Source organism: Serratia sp. P2ACOL2 (assembly GCF_003691565.1).
Taxonomy (GTDB): domain Bacteria; phylum Pseudomonadota; class Gammaproteobacteria; order Enterobacterales; family Enterobacteriaceae; genus Serratia; species Serratia liquefaciens.
In genome coordinates, this window is the sequence record NZ_CP033162.1 from 4,967,017 (window position 1) to 4,982,291 (window position 15,275).

Annotated in this window: 28 protein-coding genes; 3 read left to right on the forward strand and 25 right to left on the reverse strand. The window is 50.4% G+C overall.

The genetic code is table 11. The features are described 5' to 3' along the window. The first annotated feature begins 46 nt into the window (after positions 1–46). From rsmB to mscL, 3 genes are all read left to right on the forward strand, one after another. Positions 47–1,336, forward strand: coding sequence for a 16S rRNA (cytosine(967)-C(5))-methyltransferase RsmB (rsmB, locus tag EBA31_RS23795; protein WP_122080369.1), 1,290 nt, complete (start codon positions 47–49; stop codon positions 1,334–1,336). A gap of 77 nt (positions 1,337–1,413) precedes the next feature. Next, positions 1,414–2,790 carry a Trk system potassium transporter TrkA gene (gene trkA / locus EBA31_RS23800; protein ID WP_020837226.1) on the forward strand — a complete coding sequence of 459 codons (1,377 nt, stop codon included), beginning with the start codon at positions 1,414–1,416 and terminating at the stop codon, positions 2,788–2,790. Positions 2,791–2,935: 145 nt separating this feature from the next. After that, the gene (gene mscL / locus EBA31_RS23805) at positions 2,936–3,352 is read left to right on the forward strand and encodes a large-conductance mechanosensitive channel protein MscL (RefSeq protein ID WP_020837227.1); all 417 of its coding nucleotides are present in this window, start codon (positions 2,936–2,938) and stop codon (positions 3,350–3,352) included. A 57-nt stretch (positions 3,353–3,409) separates the two neighbouring features. Here the strand turns inward: mscL and EBA31_RS23810 are convergent, their stop codons facing one another. The 25 genes from EBA31_RS23810 to rplV all read right to left on the reverse strand — a co-directional run bounded on the left by EBA31_RS23810 (position 3,410) and on the right by rplV (position 15,273). Next, positions 3,410–3,616, reverse strand: coding sequence for an alternative ribosome-rescue factor A (locus EBA31_RS23810; protein ID WP_020837228.1), 207 nt, complete (start codon positions 3,614–3,616; stop codon positions 3,410–3,412). An 84-nt stretch (positions 3,617–3,700) separates the two neighbouring features. Beyond that, entirely contained in the window at positions 3,701–4,132 is a 432-nt protein-coding gene (gene zntR, locus EBA31_RS23815) for a Zn(2+)-responsive transcriptional regulator (RefSeq protein WP_020837229.1), read from the reverse strand. Then, entirely contained in the window at positions 4,132–4,506 is a 375-nt protein-coding gene (locus EBA31_RS23820) for a DUF1992 domain-containing protein (protein ID WP_122080686.1), read from the reverse strand. The genes zntR and EBA31_RS23820 overlap by 1 nt, the downstream gene beginning before the upstream one ends. 146 nt (positions 4,507–4,652) lie before the next feature. After that, positions 4,653–5,042 carry a 50S ribosomal protein L17 gene (gene rplQ, locus EBA31_RS23825; RefSeq protein WP_004929726.1) on the reverse strand — a complete coding sequence of 130 codons (390 nt, stop codon included), beginning with the start codon at positions 5,040–5,042 and terminating at the stop codon, positions 4,653–4,655. A 40-nt stretch (positions 5,043–5,082) separates the two neighbouring features. Then, complete coding sequence (rpoA, locus tag EBA31_RS23830; protein WP_002919219.1) at positions 5,083–6,072, reverse strand: DNA-directed RNA polymerase subunit alpha; 990 nt, start codon at positions 6,070–6,072, stop codon at positions 5,083–5,085. A 25-nt stretch (positions 6,073–6,097) separates the two neighbouring features. Further along, the gene (rpsD, locus tag EBA31_RS23835; protein ID WP_004951125.1) at positions 6,098–6,718 is read right to left on the reverse strand and encodes a 30S ribosomal protein S4; all 621 of its coding nucleotides are present in this window, start codon (positions 6,716–6,718) and stop codon (positions 6,098–6,100) included. 30 nt (positions 6,719–6,748) lie between these two features. Then, positions 6,749–7,138 carry a 30S ribosomal protein S11 gene (rpsK, locus tag EBA31_RS23840; protein ID WP_004951128.1) on the reverse strand — a complete coding sequence of 130 codons (390 nt, stop codon included), beginning with the start codon at positions 7,136–7,138 and terminating at the stop codon, positions 6,749–6,751. A gap of 16 nt (positions 7,139–7,154) precedes the next feature. After that, the gene (gene rpsM, locus EBA31_RS23845) at positions 7,155–7,511 is read right to left on the reverse strand and encodes a 30S ribosomal protein S13 (protein WP_020837231.1); all 357 of its coding nucleotides are present in this window, start codon (positions 7,509–7,511) and stop codon (positions 7,155–7,157) included. Positions 7,512–7,657: 146 nt separating this feature from the next. Continuing rightward, positions 7,658–7,774 carry a 50S ribosomal protein L36 gene (rpmJ, locus tag EBA31_RS23850; RefSeq protein ID WP_002227352.1) on the reverse strand — a complete coding sequence of 39 codons (117 nt, stop codon included), beginning with the start codon at positions 7,772–7,774 and terminating at the stop codon, positions 7,658–7,660. Positions 7,775–7,807: 33 nt separating this feature from the next. Beyond that, positions 7,808–9,139, reverse strand: coding sequence for a preprotein translocase subunit SecY (gene secY / locus EBA31_RS23855; RefSeq protein ID WP_004929740.1), 1,332 nt, complete (start codon positions 9,137–9,139; stop codon positions 7,808–7,810). Between the two features lie 7 nt (positions 9,140–9,146). Beyond that, a complete protein-coding gene (gene rplO / locus EBA31_RS23860; protein WP_020837232.1) occupies positions 9,147–9,581 on the reverse strand; it encodes a 50S ribosomal protein L15 in 435 nt (144 codons plus the stop codon). Positions 9,582–9,584: 3 nt separating this feature from the next. Further along, positions 9,585–9,764 carry a 50S ribosomal protein L30 gene (gene rpmD / locus EBA31_RS23865; protein WP_004956161.1) on the reverse strand — a complete coding sequence of 60 codons (180 nt, stop codon included), beginning with the start codon at positions 9,762–9,764 and terminating at the stop codon, positions 9,585–9,587. A gap of 6 nt (positions 9,765–9,770) precedes the next feature. Further along, positions 9,771–10,271 (reverse strand): 30S ribosomal protein S5, encoded by a 501-nt coding sequence (gene rpsE / locus EBA31_RS23870; protein ID WP_004956164.1) that lies wholly within the window; start codon positions 10,269–10,271, stop codon positions 9,771–9,773. Between the two features lie 14 nt (positions 10,272–10,285). Beyond that, positions 10,286–10,639 (reverse strand): 50S ribosomal protein L18, encoded by a 354-nt coding sequence (gene rplR, locus EBA31_RS23875; protein WP_020837234.1) that lies wholly within the window; start codon positions 10,637–10,639, stop codon positions 10,286–10,288. A 9-nt stretch (positions 10,640–10,648) separates the two neighbouring features. Beyond that, positions 10,649–11,182, reverse strand: a complete 534-nt coding sequence (gene rplF, locus EBA31_RS23880) for a 50S ribosomal protein L6 (RefSeq protein ID WP_020837235.1) — start codon at positions 11,180–11,182, stop codon at positions 10,649–10,651. Positions 11,183–11,196: 14 nt separating this feature from the next. Further along, positions 11,197–11,589, reverse strand: a complete 393-nt coding sequence (rpsH, locus tag EBA31_RS23885; RefSeq protein WP_020837236.1) for a 30S ribosomal protein S8 — start codon at positions 11,587–11,589, stop codon at positions 11,197–11,199. Positions 11,590–11,619: 30 nt separating this feature from the next. Further along, positions 11,620–11,925: a 30S ribosomal protein S14 gene (gene rpsN / locus EBA31_RS23890; RefSeq protein WP_041415050.1), complete on the reverse strand. Its 306-nt coding sequence runs from the start codon at positions 11,923–11,925 to the stop codon at positions 11,620–11,622. Between the two features lie 13 nt (positions 11,926–11,938). Further along, entirely contained in the window at positions 11,939–12,478 is a 540-nt protein-coding gene (gene rplE, locus EBA31_RS23895; RefSeq protein ID WP_020837238.1) for a 50S ribosomal protein L5, read from the reverse strand. 14 nt (positions 12,479–12,492) lie between these two features. Further along, on the reverse strand, positions 12,493–12,807 hold the full coding sequence (rplX, locus tag EBA31_RS23900) for a 50S ribosomal protein L24 (RefSeq protein WP_020837239.1): 315 nt from the start codon (positions 12,805–12,807) through the stop codon (positions 12,493–12,495). A 10-nt stretch (positions 12,808–12,817) separates the two neighbouring features. Continuing rightward, positions 12,818–13,189 (reverse strand): 50S ribosomal protein L14, encoded by a 372-nt coding sequence (gene rplN / locus EBA31_RS23905; protein WP_020837240.1) that lies wholly within the window; start codon positions 13,187–13,189, stop codon positions 12,818–12,820. Between the two features lie 166 nt (positions 13,190–13,355). Further along, entirely contained in the window at positions 13,356–13,610 is a 255-nt protein-coding gene (rpsQ, locus tag EBA31_RS23910; protein ID WP_020837241.1) for a 30S ribosomal protein S17, read from the reverse strand. Next, entirely contained in the window at positions 13,611–13,802 is a 192-nt protein-coding gene (gene rpmC, locus EBA31_RS23915; RefSeq protein ID WP_004951169.1) for a 50S ribosomal protein L29, read from the reverse strand. After that, complete coding sequence (rplP, locus tag EBA31_RS23920) at positions 13,802–14,212, reverse strand: 50S ribosomal protein L16 (RefSeq protein ID WP_004951171.1); 411 nt, start codon at positions 14,210–14,212, stop codon at positions 13,802–13,804. The genes rpmC and rplP overlap by 1 nt, the downstream gene beginning before the upstream one ends. Positions 14,213–14,224: 12 nt before the next feature. Further along, positions 14,225–14,923 (reverse strand): 30S ribosomal protein S3, encoded by a 699-nt coding sequence (rpsC, locus tag EBA31_RS23925; protein ID WP_004951172.1) that lies wholly within the window; start codon positions 14,921–14,923, stop codon positions 14,225–14,227. Positions 14,924–14,940: 17 nt separating this feature from the next. After that, positions 14,941–15,273 carry a 50S ribosomal protein L22 gene (rplV, locus tag EBA31_RS23930; RefSeq protein ID WP_002223844.1) on the reverse strand — a complete coding sequence of 111 codons (333 nt, stop codon included), beginning with the start codon at positions 15,271–15,273 and terminating at the stop codon, positions 14,941–14,943. Positions 15,274–15,275: the final 2 nt, after the last annotated feature.

Sequence of the window (15,275 nt, forward strand, 5' to 3'; positions counted from 1 at the left end):
GCCGGGCTGTTTCTTTCTTAATGCCGATCGCTACCCGCTTTAGCCTATGAAAAACAACTACAATCTCCGAAGCATCGCAGCCAAAGCCATCGGCCAGGTGCTGGATCAGGGCCAGTCTCTCAGTACTGTCTTGCCGCCACTGCAAAAATCCATTTCTGACAAAGATCGCGCTCTGCTGCAGGAGTTATGCTTCGGCACCCTGCGCGTGCTGCCGCAGTTGGAATGGTGTATTCAGCAATTGATGGCCAAGCCAATGACCGGCAAACAGCGCACGCTGCACTATCTGCTGATGGTCGGCCTGTACCAACTGCTGTATACCCGCATCCCAGCTCATGCAGTGCTGGCGGAAACGGTAGAAGGCGCCGTCGCGCTGAAACGGCCGCAGCTTAAAGGGCTGATCAACGGTGTATTGCGCCAGTTCCAACGACAGCAGGAAGAGTTGCTGCAACGCGCCGCCAATAATGACAGCCGCTATCTGCATCCAAGCTGGCTTTTGAAACGTATCCAGCAAGCCTACCCCGCGCAGTGGGAACAAATCGTCGATGCCAATAATCAGAAGCCCCCGATGTGGCTGCGTGTCAGCCGACTTCATCACACCCGTGGAGATTATTTGCAGCTGATGGCGCAGGCGGGTATTGCAGCCGAACCCCATACCGAATATCGCGATGCAATACGCCTGCTGGCGCCATGCGCCGTTACCGACCTCCCGGGATTTGCCGACGGCTGGGTTACCGTGCAGGATGCTTCCGCGCAGGGTTGTGTCGATCTGCTGGATCCGCAAGACGGAGAACAGATCCTCGATCTGTGTGCGGCTCCCGGCGGCAAAACCACGCATATTCTGGAAGCTGCGCCCAAAGCTCATGTCATGGCGGTCGATATCGATGAGCAACGCCTGAGTCGAGTCAAAGAAAACCTGCAACGCCTGCGTTTACACGCCGAGGTCAGGCAAGGCGATGGACGTACACCGCAAGACTGGTGTGGTGATAAGCAATTCGATCGTATTTTGCTGGATGCACCGTGCTCTGCCACGGGTGTGATCCGCCGTCATCCGGATATCAAATGGTTGCGTCGCGATAGTGACATCGCTGAACTGGCTGCGCTGCAGGCCGAGATTATCGAAGCTATTTGGCCACATCTCAAAAAGGGCGGTGTGATGGTATACGCTACCTGCTCAATTTTGCCGGCAGAGAACGCGGAGCAGATTACCGCCTTCCTCCAGCGCCATCCCGAAGCCCGTCTGGTTGAAACCGGCGATGAACAGCAGCCTGGCCGACAGAATCTTCCCCATCCGGAGGATGGAGATGGCTTCTTTTACGCTAAGCTGATTAAAATGTAGCTATTCAGTATTCAGGGCGCGGCTGTTGCGCCCTTTCAGAAAACCTTCAGCGGTTTCAGTGTGAAGCAGAGAAGCGAATGAAAATAATTATTCTTGGTGCCGGTCAGGTTGGTGGAACACTGGCGGAAAACCTGGTGGGCGAAAACAACGACATTACCGTCGTGGATACCGACTCTGGCCGTCTGCGTCAGCTGCAGGATAAGTTCGACCTGCGGGTTGTTCAGGGCTACGGTTCCCATCCACGCGTACTGCGAGAAGCAGGCGCAGAAGATGCCGACATGCTGGTTGCGGTCACTAACTCTGACGAAACCAACATGATTGCCTGTCAGATTGCCTATTCGCTGTTTAATACGCCGAACCGAATCGCCCGTATCCGCGCGCCTGAATATATCCGCGAATCAGAGAAACTGTTTCAACCTGAAGCGGTGCCCATCGACCATTTGATCTCGCCTGAACAGCTGGTTATCGATTACATCTATAAATTAATTGAATACCCTGGAGCATTACAGGTGGTGAACTTTGCAGAAGGCAAAGTCAGCATCGCTGCAGTAAAAGCCTATTACGGCGGCCCGTTGGTGGGTAATGCCCTGTCTTCTATGCGTGAGCATATGCCGCATATCGATACCCGCGTTGCCGCTATATTCCGTCAGGATCGGCCGATCCGCCCACAGGGCTCTACAATTATCGAAGCCGGAGACGAAGTGTTCTTTGTTGCGGCTTCACAGCATATCCGTGCGGTAATGAGTGAGCTACAACGGCTGGAAAAACCTTATAAACGCATCATGATTGTCGGCGGCGGTAACGTCGGTGCTGGCCTGGCGCAGCGCTTGGAGAAATCCTACAACGTGAAGCTGATCGAACGTAATCAACAACGCGCCACGGAGCTGGCCGAACAACTGCATGACACCATCGTGTTCTATGGAGATGCCTCCGACCAGGAGTTATTGGCGGAAGAACATGTTGATCAGGTAGATGTTTTTATCGCTATCACCAATGATGACGAAGCCAACATCATGTCTGCCATGCTCGCCAAACGTATGGGTGCCAAAAAGGTGATGGTGTTAATTCAGCGTCGTGCCTACGTTGACCTGGTGCAGGGCAGCGTCATCGACATTGCCATTTCCCCTCAGCAAGCCACGATCTCAGCGTTGCTGGGCCACGTACGTAAAGCAGATATCGTCAGTGTTTCATCGCTACGGCGCGGCGTGGCAGAGGCCATTGAAGCTATTGCACACGGTGACGAGAGCACCTCAAAAGTAGTTGGGCGTATCGTTGAAGATATTAAATTACCGCCGGGCACGACCATTGGCGCCATTGTCCGCGGTGATGACGTAATTATCGCCAACGGCAGCAGCAAAATCGAACAGGGCGATCACGTCATTATGTTTATTACCGATAAAAAGTTCGTTCCTGACGTTGAACGTTTGTTCCAACCAAGTCCGTTCTTCCTGTAGAACGAATTAATTGTCCCATGGTCTATAATCAGGTTGATATTCGTTGCCGTGGGTAAGAAGAGATAAAAACTTTTCTCTGCTTATTGTGGCAAAGGGAAATTGCTTTGTTAAACTTGAGTTATTAATTCTGCAAGGGGTGCGTTCTATGAGTATGATGAAAGAGTTTCGTGAGTTTGCCATGCGTGGCAACGTGGTTGATTTGGCAGTCGGTGTGATTATCGGTGCAGCATTCGGCAAGATCGTATCGTCTTTCGTTGCAGATATCATCATGCCACCGCTGGGTTTACTGATCGGCGGCGTTGACTTCAAACAGTTCCACCTGGTGTTACGCGAAGCTCAGGGCGCAGTGCCTGCAGTAGTGATGAACTACGGTTCATTCATTCAAACCGTTTTTGATTTTGTTATTGTTGCCTTTGCTATTTTCCTGGCAATTAAGTTAATGAACAAAGTACGTCGCAAACAGGAAGAAGCGCCAGCCGCACCACCTGTGCCAACTGCAGAAGAGAAGCTTCTGACTGAAATTCGCGATTTACTCAGTCATCAGCAGCAACCAAAACTGTAAATCAGTTAATCCTGCGCTAATAAAAAGCCATCTAAATCAGATGGCTTTTTTAATGCCTTAAAACCAGAAGGCCAGTGGTAAATTATCATTTGATAGTTTGCCACTGGCCTCCCAATTACCGCCTTTTGCGTGTTTGTCTTTACGCCGGTAGCTGCCTTTCCCTTTGGTATTTTTCTCTACCCGTTGGCGAAATAGTGGATCATGTAACAGTGCCTCAATGGCATTGTCCTGGATCTTACCTTTAGTATGTCGGTATTGAGTCATGGTAATTCACCTTATTTGTCTATGGTTATAAAACGAGAAGATAATACTGCCAGCAGTATAAAAATTAAAGGGCCGGCAAGCCTGTCAGGCACCCTTTTTCACTTTTTCATCGCTGGCGCCCTGTTCTAGCGCTTCCAGAATCGAGCAATAATTGCTGGTATGTGCGCTTCCGCAGCAGGCATCACTAAGGCGCTTTAGCGACTCACGCATCCGCGTTAATTCCTTAAGCTTGTTCTCGACTTCGCTCAGACGCGCATCGACGATCGACTTCGATTCCTGGCAGGTATGATGCTCAGGATCGACACGGATCGACAGCAGTTCAGCAATGGTTTCCAGCGTAAAACCGAGCTGCTTGGCATAACGGATAAAGCGCAACCGCTGCAGGTCTTGATCGCTGTACAAGCGATAGCCGCCTTCGGTACGAATGTTATGATCCATCATTCCCTGCTTCTCGTAATAACGCACGGTATCCGGCGTCACATCGGCAAGTTTTGCCAGTTGCCCTATCTTAAACATCACTCTTCCTCCGGCGAAAATTTGCTGCTCAATGCTCTCTGATATTCACCGTGTAAAAAATCTGTGCTCATTCCAGCCTGACGAAGACGATGTTCCAACAGGGCCATTCGCTTGCCAAGTTCGGCATAGTCTGGATGTTCGCTATCAACTCCCTGTAGCAAACGGGCAATGTTCAAAGCCTCTTTACGATCTTCGAGCTCAGCAGGTAGATAGCCAGCATTTTTTAGCAGGCGAAAACCTGTTCGCAATTCAGCGGGCACGGCACTGTCATCATCCAACTCTAGAAGCTGCCCCTGGCCGGGCAAGTTATCTAACTCACCTTTCGCCTGCGCATCAAGAATATGGCGCTCCGCCCACTGATCAAGTAGCCACATAACATACTCTCTCAACTGACTAATGAATAGCGTTAGCATAGCGGATAGGGAGGGGGATCTTAAGCCTGGCGGGGAAAGAACGCACGTTTGGCTGATTATGGACGTAAAAAAACCGGGCAAGCCCGGTTTTTTTACGCGTCTACAGATTACTCTGCAGTTGCTACTTCTGCTTGAGACTCAGCACGATCAACCAGCTCGATGTATGCCATCGGCGCGTTGTCGCCTGCGCGGAAGCCACACTTCAGAATGCGAGTGTAACCACCGGCACGGCTCGCGAAACGCGGGCCCAGCTCGTTAAACAGTTTTGCCACGATCTCGTTATCACGAGTACGGGCGAATGCCAGACGACGATTAGCTACGCTGTCGGTCTTGGCAAGAGTAATCAGCGGCTCAACAACGCGACGCAGCTCTTTCGCTTTTGGCAAGGTCGTCTTGATGATCTCATGACGAACCAAAGAGCCGGCCATGTTACGGAACATAGCCTGGCGATGGCTGCTGTTACGGTTCAGTTGACGACCACTCTTACGATGGCGCATGACCTTATCCTTCTCAGTAAAACCTTAACCTGTGATCCGGTTACTCGTCAGCAATGCTTGCCGGTGGCCAATTTTCCAGGCGCATGCCCAGAGAAAGTCCACGGGAGGCCAGCACGTCTTTAATCTCAGTAAGAGATTTTTTACCCAGGTTCGGCGTTTTCAGCAACTCAACCTCGGTACGCTGTACCAGATCACCGATGTAGTGGATAGCTTCTGCCTTAAGGCAGTTAGCAGAGCGGACAGTCAATTCCAGATCGTCAACAGGGCGCAGCAGGATCGGATCGAACTCTGGTTTTTCTTCTTTAACTTCCGGTTGACGTACATCACGCAAGTCAACGAAGGCTTCAAGTTGTTCGGCCAGGATGGTTGCCGCACGGCGGATCGCCTCTTCAGGATCGATCGTGCCATTGGTTTCCATTTCGATTACCAGCTTGTCCAGGTCAGTACGCTGTTCTACACGCGCTGCTTCAACATTGTAGGCAATACGCTCTACAGGGCTATAGCATGCGTCAACCAACAGACGACCGATCGGGCGCTCATCTTCTTCCGAATGAATTCGGGCAGAAGCCGGCACATAACCACGACCACGTTGAACTTTGATACGCATGCTGATAGCAGCGTTTTCATCGGTCAGGTGGCAGATCACGTGCTGAGGCTTGACGATTTCGACATCACCATCATGGGTAATGTCGGCAGCGGTCACAGGGCCAATGCCAGATTTATTCAGGGTAAGAATAACTTCATCTTTGCCTTGAACTCTCACCGCCAGCCCTTTCAGGTTGAGCAGGATCTCCAGGATATCTTCCTGTACGCCTTCTTTGGTGCTGTACTCGTGCAGTACACCATCAATCTCAACCTCGGTCACCGCGCAACCCGGCATAGATGAAAGCAGAATACGGCGCAGTGCGTTGCCAAGAGTATGGCCAAAGCCACGCTCTAAAGGCTCAAGGGTCACCTTGGCGTGCGTCGAACTGACTTGCTCGATATCTACCAGGCGCGGTTTTAGAAACTCTGTCACAGAACCCTGCATTGTGTCCTCTCTTTGGTACTAAGCCTTACTTGGAGTAAAGCTCGACGATCAGGTGTTCGTTAATGTCCGCAGACAGATCGGTACGTTCAGGCATACGCTTGAACACGCCTTCCATCTTAGCAGCATCAACTTCAAGCCAAGTCGGCTTTTCACGCTGCTCAGCCAGCTCCAGAGAAGCTTTAACACGAGATTGCTTTTTAGCTTTCTCGCGGATGCTGACTACGTCATTCGGAGATACCTGATAAGAAGCGATGTTAACAACGCGACCATTTACCATAATTGCTTTGTGGCTAACCAACTGACGTGACTCTGCACGAGTAGCGCCGAAGCCCATACGGTAAACAACGTTGTCCAGACGACCTTCCAGCAGTTGCAACAGGTTTGCACCGGTGTTGCCCTTCAGGCGTGCTGCTTCTTTGTAATAGTTACGGAATTGACGCTCCAGAACACCGTACATACGGCGAACTTTTTGCTTCTCACGTAACTGTACACCATAGTCAGACAGACGCGGTTTACGCGCACCGTGTTGACCAGGCGGTTGCTCAATTTTACACTTGGTATCGATCGCGCGAACGCCAGACTTCAGGAACAAGTCTGTGCCCTCACGGCGGCTAAGCTTGAGCTTAGGACCCAAATATCTTGCCATTTTCTTTCTCCAACTAACCTAAAAGCAGCGTTATACGCGACGCTTTTTCGGCGGACGACAACCGTTGTGAGGGATAGGAGTCACATCAGTAATGTTAGTGATGCGGAAACCTGCGGCGTTCAGTGCACGAATAGTTGATTCGCGACCCGGACCCGGTCCCTTAACCATAACTTCCAGGTTCTTGATACCGTATTCTTTTACTGCGTCAGCACAACGCTCGGCTGCAACCTGAGCTGCAAACGGAGTTGACTTACGAGAACCACGGAAACCAGAACCACCGGCAGTTGCCCAACCCAGTGCGTTACCCTGACGATCGGTAATAGTCACAATGGTGTTGTTGAAAGAAGCATGGACATGAGCCACGCCGTCAGAGACTTGCTTTCTTACACGCTTACGTGTACGAACAGGTGCCTTTGCCATTATTCAATCACCCTGATTATTTCTTGATCGGTTTACGCGGACCCTTACGGGTACGTGCGTTGGTCTTCGTACGCTGACCGCGAACTGGCAGACCACGACGATGACGCAAACCACGGTATGTACCAAGATCCATCAGACGCTTGATGCTCAGGGTAACTTCACGACGCAAATCACCTTCTACAGTGAATTTGGCGACTGCTTCACGCAGCTGTTCAATTTGCTCTTCAGACAGCTCACTGATCTTAACATGTTCAGCAATACCCGTAGCTGCACAGATAGACTGTGAGCGGGTTTTACCGATTCCGAAGATCGACGTTAAGGCGATTACGGTATGTTTATGATCAGGAATGTTAATGCCTGCTATACGGGCCACTATGCACTCCTACTATTTTATACGGCAACACCATTCTGAAAAGCCCGTTTTCAGGATACTCAAATAATGTTGCAGCTACATACAAAAGATTGGCTGGCTAATCTAGCCAGCTCAACCCAACTTTGCAAGAAAAATATGCGAGATAATCAGCCTTGACGCTGTTTATGCTTCGGCTCGGCGCTGCAAATCACACGAACGACACCGTTACGCTTAACGATTTTGCAGTTACGACATAATTTCTTGACGGAAGCACGAACTTTCATTTTTACTCTCCGTAACTTCTCAAACACACCTGATTAGCGGTTATAGCCTTTCAGGTTTGCTTTCTTCAATGCAGACTCGTACTGACTTGACATCATCAGAGTTTGCACTTGAGCCATAAAGTCCATGATGACGACAACCACGATCAGTAGCGAGGTACCACCAAAGTAGAATGGTACTTTCATTGCATCACGCATGAACTCCGGGATCAGGCAGATGAAAGTAATGTACATCGCGCCCACCAGGGTTAAACGCGTCATTACTTTATCGATGTACTTCGCCGTTTGCTCTCCCGGACGAATTCCTGGTACGAAGGCACCGGACTTCTTCAGGTTATCTGCTGTCTCACGCGGGTTGAAAACCAACGCCGTGTAAAAGAAACAGAAGAAGATGATTGCAGACGCATAGAGTAACACATAAAGCGGTTGCCCTGGCTGCAAATACAGCGAAATCGTTGTCAGCCAGTTCCAACCGGTACCGCCCCCAAACCATGATGCAATCGTGGCCGGGAACAGAATAATGCTGGAAGCGAAGATTGCCGGGATTACCCCTGCCATATTCACTTTCAACGGTAAGTGTGTGCTCTGTGCTGCATAAACACGACGACCTTGTTGACGTTTCGCATAGTTAACGACGATACGACGTTGACCACGTTCTATGAAAACAACGAAGAAGGTTACTGCAAACACTAATACTGCAACCAACAGCAACAGGAGGAAGTGCAGGTCGCCTTGCCGGGCTTGCTCAATAGTATGGGCCACTGCCGGCGGAAGTCCCGCTACAATACCTGCGAAGATAATGATCGAAATACCGTTACCGATACCGCGCTCAGTAATCTGTTCGCCCAGCCACATCAGGAACATTGTCCCGGTAACCAGACTCACTACAGCAGTAAAGTAGAATGCAAAGCCTGGGTTTAACACCAGACCCTGCATACCAGGCATATTCGGCAGACCGGTAGCAATACCGATCGACTGGAATATGGCCAACACCAGCGTACCGTAGCGGGTGTACTGGCTAATCTTGCGACGGCCAGCCTCCCCTTCTTTCTTGATTTCTGCTAACGCTGGATGAACCACCGTTAACAGCTGGATAATGATCGATGCCGAAATATACGGCATGATCCCCAGAGCAAAGATAGAAGCACGGCTGAGGGCACCACCAGAGAACATGTTAAACATTTCAATGATAGTGCCTCTCTGCTGCTCAAGCAATTTGGCAAGCACAGTGGCATCGATACCAGGAATCGGAATAAAAGAGCCGATACGGAAGACAATCAGCGCGCCGATGACAAACAAAAGTCTGCGCTTCAGCTCGCCGAGCCCGCCTTTAGCACTTTGAAAATCTAATCCTGGTTGCTTAGCCATCTGCTACTTATTCCTCAATTTTACCGCCAGCAGCTTCGATAGCAGCACGAGCGCCTTTGGTGACACGCAGACCACGCAGGGTAACCGGACGAGCGATTTCGCCAGAAAGCATAACTTTCGCGAATTCGATCTGGGTACCAACAACGTTAGCGGCTTTCAGCGTGTTCAGGTCGATTACGTCGCCTTCAACAAGAGCCAGTTCAGACAGACGAACTTCTGCCGTGATCATAGCTTTGCGCGAGGTGAAGCCGAATTTCGGCAAACGACGATATAAAGGCATCTGACCACCTTCAAAACCACGACGTACGCCACCGCCAGAACGTGAGTTCTGACCTTTGTGACCACGACCAGCGGTTTTACCCAGGCCAGAACCAATACCACGACCTACACGCTTCGGCGCATGCTTGGCACCTTCAGCCGGAGACAGAGTATTTAAACGCATCTGTTACTCCTCAACTTTAACCATGTAGGAAACCAGGTTGATCATACCGCGTACAGCAGGAGTATCCTCGCGCTCTACGGTGTGACCAATACGACGCAGACCCAGACCGAGCAGTGTAGCTTTATGCTTCGGCAGACGGCCAATGGAGCTGCGAACTTGTGTTACTTTGATAGTCTTAGCCATGGTCAATTACCCCAGAATGTCTGCAACGGATTTACCACGCTTGGCAGCGACCATTTCAGGGGACTTCATATTTGCCAAAGCATCAATAGTTGCACGAACCACGTTGATCGGGTTGGTGGAACCATAAGCTTTAGCCAATACGTTGTGCACCCCAGCGACTTCCAGGACGGCGCGCATTGCACCACCGGCAATAATACCGGTACCTTCGGAAGCCGGCTGCATGAACACACGGGAACCCGTATGAGCACCTTTAACAGGGTGCTGCAGGGTGCCGCTGTTCAGCGCGACATTCATCATGTTGCGACGGGCTTTTTCCATCGCTTTCTGGATCGCTGCCGGAACTTCGCGTGCTTTGCCGTAGCCAAAACCAACGCGACCGTTACCATCACCAACTACTGTCAGTGCGGTAAAGCTGAAAATACGGCCACCTTTTACGGTTTTAGATACGCGGTTTACCGCGATCAGCTTTTCCTGCAGTTCGCCAGCTTGTTTTTCGATGTGAGCCATCTTAAACCTCTTCCTTAGAACTGAAGGCCAGCTTCACGGGCAGCATCTGCCAGTGCCTGGACTCGACCATGATATTGGAAACCGGAACGGTCAAAGGAAACTTTAGAGATCCCTTTTTCCAACGCGCGCTCAGCCAGAGTTTTACCTACGGCAGCTGCTGCGTCTTTGTTACCGGAATACTTCAGTTGCTCAGTGATAGCTTTTTCTAAAGTAGAAGCGGCTACCAGTACTTCAGAACCATTTGGAGCAATTACCTGTGCGTAAATGTGACGCGGGGTACGATGTACCACCAGGCGGGTTGCACCCAGTTCTTTGAGCTTACGGCGTGCGCGGGTCGCACGACGGATACGAGCAGATTTCTTATCCATAGTGTTACCTTACTTCTTCTTAGCCTCTTTGGTACGCACGACTTCGTCGGCGTAACGGACACCCTTGCCTTTGTAAGGCTCAGGACGGCGGTAGGCACGCAGATCTGCAGCAACCTGGCCAATAACTTGTTTATCAGCGCCTTTCAGCACGATTTCAGTTTGGCTTGGGCATTCAGCAGTAATACCTGCTGGCAGCTGGTGATCGACTGGGTGAGAGAAGCCTAAGGCTAAATTCACCACGTTGCCTTTAACAGCAGCACGATAACCAACACCTACCAGTTGAAGCTTCTTGGTGAAGCCTTCGGTAACACCAACTACCATTGCGTTCAGCAGAGCGCGCGTAGTACCCGCTTGGGCCCAGGCGTTAGCAAAACCTTCGCGCGGAGCGAAAGTCAGTGCGTTAGCTTCTTGCTTCACTTCAACGGCGTCGTGGACAGTACGAGTCAGCTCGCCGTTCTTACCCTTAATCGAAATAACCTGACCGTTGAGTTTTACCTCTACGCCGGCAGGAATGACGACGGGTGCTTTTGCAACACGAGACATTCTTTCCTCCCGAATTAAGCTACGTAGCAGATAATCTCGCCACCAAGACCTGCTTGGCGAGCTGCACGATCGGTCATAACACCTTTAGAGGTAGAAACAACAGCGATACCCAAACCGGCCATAACTTTTGGCAGCTCATCTTTTTTCTTATAGATGCGCAGACCTGGACGGCTGATTCGCTGAATGCTTTCTACCACTGCCTTGCCCTGGAAGTACTTCAGTACCAGTTCCAGAACAGGCTTGGCGTCGCCTTCGATTTTGAAATCTTCAATAAAACCTTCTTCCTTCAGCAGGTTGGCAATTGCCACTTTCAGCTTGGAGGAAGGCATGGTGACCGCAACTTTGTTCGCGGCTTGACCGTTACGGATACGGGTCAGCATATCCGCGATCGGATCTTGCATGCTCATCTGTCTTTACTCCCGTGATTCAATTGGTAATTACCAGCTAGCCTTTTTCAAGCCAGGTACTTCACCGCGCATAGCGGCTTCACGTAACTTGATACGGCTCAACCCGAATTTGCCCACATAACCATGTGGACGGCCAGTTTGGCGGCAGCGCTTACGCTGACGAGACGGGCTGGAATCACGCGGCAGAGTTTGCAGCTTGAGAACAGCATCCCAACGTTCTTCGTCGGACGAGTTCACACCAGAAATGATAGCTTTCAGTTCCTCGCGTTTTGCGCGGTACTTTTCAGCCAGTTTCACGCGAACGACTTCGCGTGCTTTCATTGATTGCTTAGCCATCAGTAACCCTGCCTTACTTACGGAACGGGAAGTTAAAAGCAGCCAACAGCGCGCGGCCTTCATCATCAGATTTCGCAGTAGTGGTAATGGTAATATCCAAGCCACGAACGCGATCGACTTTGTCGTAGTCGATTTCTGGGAAGATGATTTGCTCACGCACACCCATGCTGTAGTTACCACGGCCATCGAATGACTTAGCGGACAAGCCACGGAAGTCACGGATACGTGGAACAGCAATGGAAATCAGACGCTCAAAGAACTCCCACATGCGCTCGCCACGCAGAGTTACTTTACAGCCGATCGGATAGCCCTGGCGGATTTTGAAGCCTGCAACAGATTTGCGGGCTTTGGTGATGAACGGTTTTTGACCGGAGATTGCTGCCAGATCAGCTGCTGCGTTATCCAGCAGTTTCTTGTCAGCGATCGCTTCACCAACACCCATGTTCAGGGTGATCTTCTCGACCCGAGGGACTTGCATGACAGAAGCGTAGCTAAACTCAGTCATGAGTTTTTTAACTACTTCGTCTTTGTAGTAATCATGCAGTTTCGCCATCGTATTACTCCAAATTACTTGATAGTTTCGCTGTTAGACTTGAAGAAACGGACTTTTTTGCCGTCTTCGAATCTAAAGCCTACACGGTCAGCCTTACCGGTAGCCGTGTTGAAGAGAGCAATGTTAGAAACCTGAATTGCAGCTTCTTTTTCAACAATGCCACCTGGTTGGTTCAGGGCCGGAACCGGCTTCTGATGTTTCTTAACCAGGTTGATACCTTCAACAATGACCTTGCCAGCAGACAGGACATTTTTTACTTTACCGCGTTTACCTTTGTCTTTCCCGGTAAGCACGATAACTTCGTCATCACGACGGATTTTCGCTGCCATGGTTCGCTCCTTAGAGTACTTCTGGTGCCAGAGAGATAATTTTCATGAACTTCTCATTACGCAGTTCACGAGTTACCGGCCCAAAAATACGCGTACCGATAGGTTGCTCGCTGTTATTGTTCAAAATAACGCATGCATTACCATCGAAGCGAATGACAGAACCGTCCGGGCGACGTACACCCTTCTTGGTGCGCACCACTACCGCCTTCAGCACATCGCCTTTCTTCACCTTACCGCGAGGAATTGCTTCCTTGATGGTAATTTTGATGACGTCGCCGATGCCTGCGTAGCGACGGTGCGAGCCACCTAGAACCTTGATACACATTACGCGACGTGCACCGGAGTTGTCGGCCACGTTCAGCATAGTCTGTTCTTGGATCATGTTAGTGCTCCGCTAATGTCAACTACAACTTTAGGACCTATTACTAGGTCGTTGAAAAGCCCCATAACCGAGGGCGCAGCATTATAACACCGCTTCCAGAGTATGGGTAGAAAAAATAAACGGCTCATTTTCTGAGCCGTTTATTAAGTTAGAGCCAGCTACTCTATTACAGAATCGCTTTCTCTACAACGCGAACCAACGTCCAAGACTTAGTCTTAGACAGTGGACGGCATTCGCGGATTTCTACCACGTCACCGATACCACATTCGTTGTTCTCGTCATGTACGTGCAGCTTGGTCGTACGCTTGATGAATTTCCCGTAGATCGGGTGCTTCACCGTGCGCTCGATAGCAACAACCATGGATTTCTCCATTTTGTCACTAACAACACGACCCTGCAGAGTACGGATAATATCAGTCATTTACACACCCGCCTTTTCAGTCAGTAAAGTCTTAACGCGTGCGACATTACGACGCACTTGTTTCAACAGGTGAGTTTGTTGCAGCTGGCCACTTGCCGCCTGCATGCGCAAGTTAAATTGCTCACGCAGCAGGTTGAGCAGCTCAGTGTTCAGCTCTTCAACGCTTTTTTCACGCAGCTCTTGTGCTTTCATTACATCACCGTCTTAGTTACAAAGGTGGTTTTGATCGGCAATTTAGCTGCAGCCAGCTTGAATGCCTCACGGGCGACCTCTTCTGGTACACCGTCCATTTCGTACAGGACTTTCCCAGGTTGGATCAGGGCAACCCAATACTCCACGTTACCCTTACCTTTACCCATACGCACTTCGAGCGGCTTCTCGGTAATTGGTTTGTCCGGGAATACACGGATCCAAATTTTACCTTGACGCTTAACTGCACGAGTCATTGCACGACGAGCTGCTTCGATTTGACGAGCAGTCAGACGGCCACGGCCAACAGCTTTCAGACCGAAAGTGCCGAAGCTAACATCCGTACCCTGCGCCAGACCACGGTTGCGGCCTTTGTGCATCTTACGGAATTTTGTACGCTTTGGTTGTAACATCAGCGACTCTCCTTACTTGCGGCCTTTACGCTGCTGCTTTTTAGGTTGAGCAGCCGGTTCCGGTTGTTCAACTGCAGCCATACCACCCAGGATCTCACCTTTGAAGATCCATACCTTAACGCCGATTACACCATAAGTGGTGTGCGCTTCAGATGTGTTGTAATCGATATCCGCACGCAGTGTGTGCAACGGAACACGACCTTCACGGTACCATTCGGTACGCGCGATTTCAGCACCGCCAAGACGGCCGCTTACTTCAACTTTGATACCTTTAGCGCCAAGACGCATTGCGTTCTGTACAGCACGCTTCATAGCACGACGGAACATAACGCGACGTTCCAGCTGTGAAGTGATGCTGTCAGCAACCAATTTAGCGTCAAGTTCCGGTTTACGGACTTCGGCGATGTTAATTTGCGCAGGAACGCCAGCGATATCCGCTACGACCTTACGCAGTTTTTCGACATCTTCGCCTTTCTTGCCGATAACGATGCCTGGACGAGCAGTGTGAATAGTCACACGGATGCTCTTCGCAGGACGCTCGATAACGATGCGAGAAACGGAAGCTTTCGCCAGTTCCTTAATCAGGAATTGACGAACTTTAAAGTCGCTGTCCAGGTTGTCAGCGAATTCTTTGGTATTCGCATACCAAGTAGAGTTCCAAGGTTTGACAATACCCAGGCGAATACCATTAGGATGTACTTTCTGACCCATTGCTAGTCTCCAGAGTCTCAGCGATCGGACACAACCACAGTAATGTGGCTGGTGCGCTTCAGGATGCGATCTGCACGACCTTTTGCACGCGGCATAATGCGCTTCATGCTTGGGCCTTCGTCTACGAAGATTTTCGTGACTTTCAGATCATCGATGTCAGCGCCATCGTTGTGTTCTGCGTTAGCAATGGCAGACTCCAGTACTTTCTTAACCAGACCAGCAGCTTTCTTGTTGGTGTAGGTCAGAGTTTCCAGAGCTTGCGACACTTTCTTACCGCGGATCAGGTCTGCAACAAGGCGAACCTTCTGAGCAGAAGAACGAGCGTGGCGATGTTTAGCGATAGTTTCCATCT